Annotated in this window: 2 protein-coding genes; both read left to right on the forward strand. The window is 60.6% G+C overall.

All coding sequences use genetic code 11. From position 1 onward, the window contains the following. Positions 1–838 (forward strand): YbfB/YjiJ family MFS transporter (locus EN939_RS30375; protein ID WP_127271339.1); only part of this gene is annotated, 838 nt, incomplete at its 5' end. 113 nt (positions 839–951) lie between these two features. Next, a complete protein-coding gene (sbmA, locus tag EN939_RS30380; RefSeq protein ID WP_127271341.1) occupies positions 952–2,211 on the forward strand; it encodes a peptide antibiotic transporter SbmA in 1,260 nt (419 codons plus the stop codon). The last annotated feature ends 129 nt before the right edge of the window (positions 2,212–2,340 follow it).

The following is a 2,340-nucleotide window of genomic DNA, read 5'->3' on the forward strand; positions in this document are numbered from 1 at the left end:
GGCCGGTCTGGCCAGCGCCTTCGTCATGGTGTTCATGGCCAGCATCGTGTTCAGCCATATCGCGGCTGCCGGTCGCAACGACCTGCAGGCCTGGCATTTCGGCGGCGTCGGGCTCGGCATAGCGGCATCGGCGGCGATGATGGCGGTGCTGGTCGCCGAGCATTCGGGCTGGGCGGCAGGCTGGCTATGGTCGGCGGCGATTTCGGCCTGCGGTTTCGTCCTCGTGGCTCTGTTGGTCAATGAGGGTCCGCTCGGCAACGGCGAAGTCCCCCGCGAGCCGGCACTGCGGATGGACCGGTCGTTGGTCAAGGTCATCATCGCCTACGGCCTGTTCGGCTTTGGCTATGTGGTGACGGCGACATTCCTGGTCGCCATCGTCCGGCAAGGCGGCGGCAGCCGCGTCTTCGAGGCCATTGTGTGGATGGTCGCCGGTCTTGCGGGCTTTCCCTCGGTCTGGTTCTGGCAGAAGATCGCGGCGCGGACCGGCCTCTATGCCGCCTATGCGCTGGCGTGCTTCATCGAAGTGGCCGGCGTCACCGCCAGCGTCGCCATCGGCGGCGCCACCGGGCCGCTGCTTGCCGGCGTGCTGCTCGGCGGCACCTTCATTGCCATCACCGCCTTTGGCCTGCAGGCCGCCCGGCAGCAGGCGCCAAGCGCGCCGCGCCGGATCTTTGCCCTGATGACGGCTGCGTTCGGCCTTGGCCAGATCATCGGGCCGGTCGCGGCCGGATTTCTGGCGCAAATGTCCGGCGATTTCTTCCTCGCCTCGATCACCGCCGCAATCGTGCTGGTCGTCTCCGGCGCCATCACATGGTCGGCTGCGCCAAAATCGCCATGATTGTGGGCTTGCTGTGCCGGGCATCGGGCACAGGCATTTTCTTTCCTACTAATGTGTGACTTTATGCCCGCTGCCGTCAGCTGATTTGCGCCTAGATCGAGGAATTCGCCACAGTGTTCGTATCCTTTTTCCCGCAGCCGAAGCTCTTCTTCTCTTCGGCCGCCCTCTGGAGCCTTGCGGCAATCCTGTTCTGGTTTTTCGGTGGTGAACAATTGGGGGCGGTTTTCGGATTGCCGCCCGCAGTGGCCGGTGCGCCGCCCATCATCGGCATCGCGATCCTCATGTCGCCGCCGTTTCTATGGTTTTATCTCTATTTCGTGTTCTGCGTGGCCGTCTTCTACGCATTCTGGAGCTGGTATTCGCCGCATCCGTGGCAGCGCTGGTCGATCCTGATGACCGCGGTCATCCTGTTCTTCATCTATTTCAATGTGCAGGTCAGTGTCGCCGTCAACGCCTGGTACGGACCATTCTTCGACTATGTGCAGGGACTGATGTCGGGGACTGGAAAGTCGACCAACAGCGAATTTTATATCGGATTGGCGGATTTTTCGTGGCTCGCGCTGGTCGGCATGAATGTGCAGGTGGTCAATGCCTTCATCGTCAGCCACTGGATTTTCCGCTGGCGCACGGCGATGAACAATTATTTCGTCGAGAATTGGAGCAGGCTACGCCATATCGAGGGTGCCTCGCAGCGTATCCAGGAAGACACGATGCGGTTCTCGCAGATCATGGAAGACCTCGGCTCCAGCTTCGTCCAGTCGATCATGACATTGATCGCATTCCTGCCGGTCATGATCCAGTTGCAGGCCCATATCACTGAGTTGCCGATTATCGGCGCGATCCCGCAGCCATTGGTTGTCGCGGCCCTTGCCTGGTGTCTGTTCGGGACGATCTCGGTCATGGTTGCCGGTCTGAAACTTCCAGGGCTGCAGTTCCGCAACCAGCGTGTCGAAGCCGCCTACCGCAAGGAACTCGTCTACGGCGAGGATCATGCGGACCGCGCCCAGCCGGCCACCACCGCCGAGCTGTTCGAGAATGTTCGTCACAATTATTTCAGGCTGTATTTCCACTACATCTATTTCAACGTCGTCCGTTACACCTACCTGCAGGCCGACAACATTTTCTCGCTGCTGATCCTTGGTCCCTCACTGGTGGCGCACAAGATAACGTTCGGCGCGCTGAACCAGATTTCGAACGCATTCGGCAAGGTGACGGGGTCGCTGCAGTTTCTGCTCTCCTCCTGGTCGACCATCGTCGAGCTGCAATCTGTCCACAAGCGCCTGCGTGCCTTCGAAGCGACGCTGCAAGGCGAGCCATTGCCTGAAATCGACCAGCGCTATCTGGCAAGACAGAGCGCCGAGGACCCAGCCTAAAAACCGAGGCTTTGGAAATCGAACCGGGTTGGCGGCTCAGCCGCCGACCGAGACCTGCCTTTGGCCAGCGTCCTGTCGCGAAACATAATCGCGAAAACTGATGCATTCGACATCGGCTTTGACGCAGAC

The organism is Mesorhizobium sp. M7A.F.Ca.CA.002.05.1.1 (genome assembly GCF_003998335.1).
Taxonomy (GTDB): domain Bacteria; phylum Pseudomonadota; class Alphaproteobacteria; order Rhizobiales; family Rhizobiaceae; genus Mesorhizobium.